At 48.4% G+C, this 7,058-nt stretch carries 10 protein-coding genes; all 10 read right to left on the bottom strand.

Annotation, left to right across the window (positions count from 1 at the left end):
• Positions 1 to 209 precede the first annotated feature (209 nt).
• A complete protein-coding gene (locus tag KXD86_RS18815) occupies positions 210 to 551 on the bottom strand; it encodes a hypothetical protein (RefSeq protein ID WP_218637683.1) in 342 nt (113 codons plus the stop codon).
• A 444-nt stretch (positions 552 to 995) separates the two neighbouring features.
• Positions 996 to 1,616 (bottom strand): hypothetical protein, encoded by a 621-nt coding sequence (locus tag KXD86_RS18810; protein ID WP_218637682.1) that lies wholly within the window; start codon positions 1,614 to 1,616, stop codon positions 996 to 998.
• A gap of 98 nt (positions 1,617 to 1,714) precedes the next feature.
• Positions 1,715 to 1,957, bottom strand: a complete 243-nt coding sequence (locus KXD86_RS18805; RefSeq protein ID WP_218637681.1) for a hypothetical protein — start codon at positions 1,955 to 1,957, stop codon at positions 1,715 to 1,717.
• A gap of 111 nt (positions 1,958 to 2,068) precedes the next feature.
• On the bottom strand, positions 2,069 to 2,383 hold the full coding sequence (locus KXD86_RS18800; RefSeq protein WP_218637680.1) for a DUF2695 domain-containing protein: 315 nt from the start codon (positions 2,381 to 2,383) through the stop codon (positions 2,069 to 2,071).
• 487 nt (positions 2,384 to 2,870) lie between these two features.
• Entirely contained in the window at positions 2,871 to 3,590 is a 720-nt protein-coding gene (locus tag KXD86_RS18795; RefSeq protein ID WP_218637679.1) for a hypothetical protein, read from the bottom strand.
• 112 nt (positions 3,591 to 3,702) lie between these two features.
• Positions 3,703 to 4,086, bottom strand: coding sequence for a hypothetical protein (locus KXD86_RS18790; RefSeq protein ID WP_218637678.1), 384 nt, complete (start codon positions 4,084 to 4,086; stop codon positions 3,703 to 3,705).
• Between the two features lie 78 nt (positions 4,087 to 4,164).
• Positions 4,165 to 4,527, bottom strand: coding sequence for a hypothetical protein (locus tag KXD86_RS18785; protein WP_218637677.1), 363 nt, complete (start codon positions 4,525 to 4,527; stop codon positions 4,165 to 4,167).
• A 407-nt stretch (positions 4,528 to 4,934) separates the two neighbouring features.
• Positions 4,935 to 5,363 (bottom strand): SRPBCC family protein, encoded by a 429-nt coding sequence (locus KXD86_RS18780; RefSeq protein WP_218637676.1) that lies wholly within the window; start codon positions 5,361 to 5,363, stop codon positions 4,935 to 4,937.
• 573 nt (positions 5,364 to 5,936) lie between these two features.
• Positions 5,937 to 6,146 carry a DUF3565 domain-containing protein gene (locus KXD86_RS18775; RefSeq protein ID WP_218637675.1) on the bottom strand — a complete coding sequence of 70 codons (210 nt, stop codon included), beginning with the start codon at positions 6,144 to 6,146 and terminating at the stop codon, positions 5,937 to 5,939.
• Between the two features lie 58 nt (positions 6,147 to 6,204).
• Positions 6,205 to 6,576, bottom strand: coding sequence for a hypothetical protein (locus tag KXD86_RS18770; RefSeq protein ID WP_218637674.1), 372 nt, complete (start codon positions 6,574 to 6,576; stop codon positions 6,205 to 6,207).
• Between the last annotated feature and the right edge of the window lie 482 nt (positions 6,577 to 7,058).

The raw sequence follows: 7,058 nt of genomic DNA, 5'->3' as shown, positions 1-7,058 counted from the left end.
GCTTCTTCTTGATCGCGAGACAAAATGGCCGCATCAAACTCATCCATGATACCGACTTGAAAGAGACGTTCATTGATGGTCATTCCAGCCAGTTTGCTCATAATCGTCTAGAGGCCCTATAACGCCGCCATAAACGGCTGCCGAAGCAACGCGTAGGCAGTCCGGTGGAGGCCACGTCGTTCGTGGCCGCAACAAATTTGATGGCCTTGTTATGAGTCACTTGCTGCATAGATTGAGACCTCCAAATCCATCCCTAAGCTTCCTGCGAGATTGACCAATTGCGATGGGAAAGCAAATGACTGAGTGAGCTGAATTTTTAGCCAAACACCGAAGTCTAGCCCCCACTTCAGGTTCGGATTTTCCTTTTTCACTGCCTCCAGCTCTTCAAAATTGCCCTGAACGAAACCGAGTGAATCTTTTAGTTGCTGTTGAAAACTCTTATCCGCGTCACTGATTTCAAGCACCACAGATTTTGCCGATTGACCGGATATTACGAAACAATCCGGCAACTCTTTCTGGAGACCCTGCATTCGAAGGACGCAACCCGCCATATTCAATTACTCATAACGCTTTGGTTTAGCGGCGGCCTGTCAAGGCCGTCCGGTGGAGGCCGCAGGCCGGAACAAACTACAACCACTTGTTAGGTTGTAATTTGCCATACCGCATAAGAAAAAAGTGTGCCGAAAAGCAAAACAGGAGGGACCCAGTACATTGAAGGGCCAAAAACGCCGAACATTTTGATTCTTGGCTCAGAAAAGACTGCTCCACAATTTGGGCAAACTAATCGATTAAAGTCACGGAGACCGAAGGCGAGGAAGACTGAGCCCCACAGAAAAATCCCGCGCTCTGCGACCCGATCTTGGACCCAGTCAACATCGGCTTCACATTCCGGGCAGCGACTTATCATGCTTACAACCTAACGCCAGCCATAAGCGGCGCCCTGACAAGGGCGTCCGGTGGAGGGCCGTAGGCCCGGAACGACCTTAATGGCATTGTTAGGCATAATTCTCTTTAGTTCTATTTGCTAAGGCTGATCGCTCTTCTTCTGAGAGACCACTGCGTAGTGAAGTAACCCTTTCATTAAACAGTTTTTGGAACTCGCTCTGAACCCACATCCCGGCGACCGTATGGCAGTGCATGTCATCGTCGGTAACTTCTATATCGTATACGGTACGCGGGTGGGTCAGTTTATTTCTGGCTTTTTTTGCTGCCAAGAAATCCCTGAAGTTCTCCCCATCGGTCGAAAGATTGAAATCCAGCTCCCAGACCTTCGCAGCCAATTTAAAAGTTCTTTTGAGGTTCTGATCTAGCGGCAAAAACTTTCCTGATGGCGCGCCAATGATGGCTAATGAGCCGAGTGTATCTTTTTCTTTTTGCGTGAGATTTTCTGTATATAGACCGGTTCTTATAGTTGATCTGATCTCGACCTTAACACACTCAATCATGGCCTCAATGTAGGAGAAAACCGCTCTCACAACACTGCGGCGAAGAAACTGAGATTCTCTATCTTCTTCTAGATTTTCGTATGCTGTATCAATGTCGCTGCGGAGAGCCTGAAGTAGGTCATATGTACGAATTAGCCCCTCCCCTTTGTCCACTCTAGGAACTCCTGGCATCAATCTCTCCTTTGCCTAACGCCTACGGTAACCGGCGCCGGAGCGCCAGCGGAGGGAACCAAAAGCGCCACGCTTTTGGTGTCCGGTTGACTGCCTAGTTATGTGTTTCCACCATTCAAATCGGAGCTTTCCGGGTAAATAGTTTTGTCCTCTCCACTTTCCCTGAGTTTCTCTAGCTCTTGGTGCATCAGCCCGTTTGCCTGCGTGAATTCTTTTAAAATCCGAACTAGGAGCAAATTCTCTAGTGAATCAGGCTTCGATCTATTGAACTGATCACTCAACTTCGAAACCATCGCCACGCGTTCATTCAGGCGTTCTCGTTGCTCACGATATTTGCTCATTCTCTTTCCCGTCTTCACTGCTTAAATCACACATAACGCCAGCCATAAGCGGCGGCCCGACAGGGCCGTCCGGTGGAGGGCCGAAGGCCCGGAACAACCTTCATGGCCTTGTTATGTGTTTTTGGCGATTTCACTTTCCCAGCCCTCTTCAACATTTGCGAGTATTTCGCAATCGCAGGAGCCGCCTTGCTCCGAAAGCCAGGGCAAAATTTCATCTGTGTTGAGGTTCAAGCTTAAGAGAAATGAAGAGGTGATTCTCGGGGTATGGTCGCAGCCTTGTATCCCTAGCTGGACATCTAAGTGGTCGAAGAGCCTGCCAAGATCTTTGAGCGAAATCGGCATTTCTTCGATAGCCTTTTTCGTATCTTCGGCCACCATTGCCTCGACTAAAGCTGCTCGTCGCCTTTTTTCCTGCTTAGATGTCACGGTATCTCCTACACATAACGCCAGCCATAAGCGGCGCCCTGAAAAGGGCGTCCGGTGGAGGGCCAAAGGCCCGTAACAACCTTAATGGTATTGTTAGATCGATGATTAACCACCGAAATTTTTCTTAATGAATTCTTTTGCCTCTTTCTCGGTTACTACTTCATAAGGCCAGGAGTGGTGTCGATACAAAAACGGCGTTCCGCCCTCTCGATCAGTTACTTTGCATTCCACTTTGAAGTAAGTGCCGATCGGATGGGAAAGCCGCATATCTTCAGAGCACTCTACTTTCCGCTCTGTAGCAACTCCCTGCCCAGGCACAGCTTTGGCCCGAACCCTCTTTTTCGAAGGCTCTCCAGGGTTGTCATAAGTTTGAATTATGAAGTACCTATAGTTCGACACTTTATGTACCTATCTAACGCCTTGGGTAAGCCGCCGGGACGGAGCGCAGCGTAGTACCGGTCGGCTTCACCCACTGGTTACACGGACCTCACCACCGGGCTCGCCACCATTCCTTTTCCGATAAAGCCTCTTCTAATGACGGTTCATTTCCAGATCCATCATTGAGACTAATGGTAGTAGCAATTGTCATGGTGGTAACCGACTGTGACTCGTCCTGCTTACGGCTGTTTTTGAGATGGTTAAGCACGGTTTGCTGGACCCCTATTGGGAGAGCAGTCTTCGTACGCTGCATTATTGGCCTAATGGTTTCTAATACAGCTTGGCCGTAGTCGATTGCCTCACTTCTAGATGGAATTTTTCCCTTGTGAATCACTTCATTTCGAAACTTTATCTGCTTTGGTCGAAGCAGCGCGGGTCTTTCCGAAAAACATTTCAGATAGAGGAAAATGAAAGCTCCAAGCTGACGTTCCGACTGCGATGAAACCTCTTTCCAAGTTTCAGCAAAAGCGCTTTCTTCTAACCCATCCTCAAAAAGTGATGCTTTTATAAAAAATTCGTAAAAACGTTCGAGGCTCGATGTGAAAGAGGCAACGGCCTCTCGGTAGTAACCATCAAGAATTGCGTAAGCTCCGAGATCAAACAACACCTCAAACTTCTGTTCTTGTAATACCGTTACCGTCGTGTGGCCTTTTTCACAGGTGAATTCATAGCGGCCATCATCTCTGAGCTCGACATATTTCGGGTACGGAGGGTGGCTACTGGCATTCGCTCCGACAGCGCACTTCATACAAGTTAGCGGCAATCTCAAATCACATCCCCCAGAATTCCGATAACCTCATTTCGTGTAACGCCGTTATTCAGCGGCCGCTGAAAGCGGTCCGGTGGAGGGCCAAAGGCCCGGAACGAACTGCAATACCTTGTTAAGGCTTGGCCGGGCCCGAGAAGCAAAGTCTGAAGTTCCCCTCAGATGTCTCGCTAACAGACCATTCATTTGGCTTCTCAAGTACATAAAACTGAATTATTGGGGATAGATTGTTGCGCGAGAACATGTTCAAAAAAACCAGGAAGATAAACCTCAACATCTGAAAATAAAAGGCTGGTTTTGAGACCTGACCGCCTGCCTGCAATTCCTTAAGTTGCGATAAAGGAACAAGGAGTTTTCTGGCCAGTTTTGCTCTCTGACGCGACAAATCGATAGAGACCATGCCTCTTTGGCTGAATTCAGACTTTAGCGCTTCGTAGGACATGGAGTCGGCATCAAAGTTTTTCTCCAAAATCTCACCTGCCTTAACGCCAGCCAGCATGCGCGGCTACGGAATGGAGGCAAAGCCGCAATGCAGTGGGCGTCGCGTGCCTGGCCTTGTTAGTTTCTTTGCAGATGCTCACTTAATTGCATCGCTCGAAGCAGGCTCATAGCCTCCCCAGAACCCCTTATGCGCCCGAACTAAATCTCCTGAAAGAAGGCTGAAATTAACGATGTATGTGTCATAAGCGTAAGGAGAGCTCCCCTTAGAATGACGAGAACTCTCATCAATAAAACCAAGCCGCAAACGACTTTTTTTAAGATCTTTGTCTAATATTGAGATGTCGAGATCGTAGAACACCAAATCATCCGGAGCGACCTTCGGATACTCCTTCTGAATATGGGCAATTGCGGCAGCTTTGAAGTCATCTACCTTGATTCCCTCGATTGCCTGCACACCAAACGCCCATGCGCATCCCAAAAAAAGAACCAAAAATCTCATGACACACTCCTTAAAAACTAACGCTGAAGCACAGCGGCGCCACGACAGTGGCGTCCGGCGGTCATCGGCCGCGTACTGCTGCGCCTTGTTAAAACATCTCAATGACTCGCAGCAAGATCATCGTTCCGATACATGCTGCCATCACAATGATAAAAACACTTTGGTAATAATGAACCAATGGCTCGATCTCTAGATCAAAAGTAGAAATAGCCAAATCGGCTAGCATCACTACGAACCCAATAAAAAGGTTTGCGTTGAAAGCCCTCGTAGCATATTTTTCGGTCAACTCTAGCTTGCTCATTAAGACATAGACTCTGAAGAATTTGTCGCCGTGCCAGAAGATTTAACGCTTTTGTTTAGCGGCGCCCCGACAGGGGCGTCCGGTGGAGGCCGTAGGCCGGAACAAACTACAACAACTTGTTAGATTGTGATTCTGCCAGGGCCTTAATATTCTCGTTAAAGAGCGAGTAATTATTTTGGTAAAGCTTTGACAGCCTGCTCCGCAGTAATGGACTGAGTAAACCGAAAAACGATTCTCTTTGAATGAGCTTGCAAGTCCCTTTCGACGTTGGTTCCACCGCAAGCCTTCTCTCTCCAAAAAGCAGCGCCCCGCTGAATGGCAATGCACCTCTCCACTCGATGGATTTCCCAGTGACAATCTTCACCTTGGAGAGATTGATCGCGACGGGAAGCGGACCAATCCGAAAGATCAATTGCTTGGGACGCTCACCCTCTTTTCTGATTTTTAAGCCCGGCCCATGCCAGTCATCCCAACTCTCAAAATCTGAAAGGATTCTCCAAACAACCCCAGACGCCACATCAATATCCGTTTCCACGCTCACATCCTGTGTGCACATAACTCACCCTCTGGGCCAATCTAACGCCGTTGTTTAGCGGCGCCCCGACAGGGGCGTCCGGTGTAGGGCCGTCCGGCCCGAAACAAACTACAACACCTTGTTATCTATGCCTTTTGCACCAACTTTGAAGCAATCCTCTTGGCCAAGCTGGAAGCAAAACCCATACAGCATACATAGACAACTAAATGGCCATACTTAACGAGAGTCAGTGATATTCCAAGCGTCTCTGCAAGAACTGGACTCACTTTACCCAAAATTATCCTCGCCATGCTGGCGAAAGCGAGAAAAAGAAGAATCATGAGCGCCAAGGACATAAATGTGACCAGTGTTTTTGCACGAGGTTTTTTCAAATTTTGTCCCAGGGCTCAGTCGCGTGAGCCACACATTTTGATCAAAGTTTTGGAGGTCGAAGCTTCTGTCATTTACCGAGGACATACCGATAGATAACGCTGAGCTAAGCGGCGCCCTGACAAGGGCGTCCGGTGGACGGCCGACAGGCCGGGAACAACCTTAAGCGGCTTGTTAGGTGGGCATGACACGCTGCGGGATGATTTAAACTCTCTCATCAGGTGGAGCGCCTTCCTTGCACTTCTTACAGTTTAGAAGATATCCGAGCATCTCATTACGTGTTTCCAACTTCTCCACCCAAGGCCGATTCTGCCAAGGAGGATCGTGCCTCACATGTTGGAAATGGCCGCAAGCCAATTCTGCAACCCAATCGTCGAATTCATCTTTGTGGAACCCCGAGATCGGTTGTTTCATATTCACCTAACGCTGAGCACACCGGCGCCACGAAAGTGGCGTCCGGTGCTGTGGCTTGTTAAATGCTGTTAGCTATCTCGCGAACGTCTGCACCCGCCAACCCAACTCGAAACCCGTGGGACTTAATAATTTTGTTTGCCCGCGAGTTAACAACGAGAAATGCCAAAAGGTTTACAAGCGGAACAACACTCAAAATTGTGAGTAACACCGCGGCGGGCTTTCTGAAAATCGTGAAGGCTAGTAGAGAGCACAAAACTACCACGCCGATGCCTGCTACCAACACGGCAATCTCGGCGAACAGGCTCAGCTGAGAGCCTTTTAGCGCGACGTTTGCACCGACGCATAAAAGGTAAATGAAAAAAATTACCAACAAATTTTTCTGCTTTTTTGCGACGACCAAGACTTCAGAGTTAGATTCTTTCGATTCCATTCGGAATACCTTCCTTTGGTGGATATTTACATTTAACGCTGAAGCACAGCGGCGCCACGACAGTGGCGTCCGGCGGTCATCGGCCGCGTACTGCTGCGCCTTGTTAAAACATCTCAATGACTCGCAGCAAGATCATCGTTCCGATACATGCTGCCATCACAATGATAAAAACACTTTGGTAATAATGAACCAATGGCTCGATCTCTAGATCAAAAGTAGAAATAGCCAAATCGGCTAGCATCACTACGAACCCAATAAAAAGGTTTGCGTTGAAAGCCCTCGTAGCATATTTTTCGGTCAACTCTAGCTTGCTCATTAAGACATAGACTCTGAAGAATTTGTCGCCGTGCCAGAAGATTTAACGCCAATATTAAGCGGCGCCCGACTAGGGCGTCCGGTGGACGGCCTCCAGGCCGGGAACGAACTTGAATGAATGGTTAAATGAACTATGCACAGGGCAAAAGGTACTCATCTAACCCTTC

The organism is Marinobacter arenosus (assembly GCF_019264345.1).
Lineage (GTDB): Bacteria > Pseudomonadota > Gammaproteobacteria > Pseudomonadales > Oleiphilaceae > Marinobacter > Marinobacter arenosus.
This window is presented reverse-complemented; position numbering and strand designations above follow the sequence as displayed.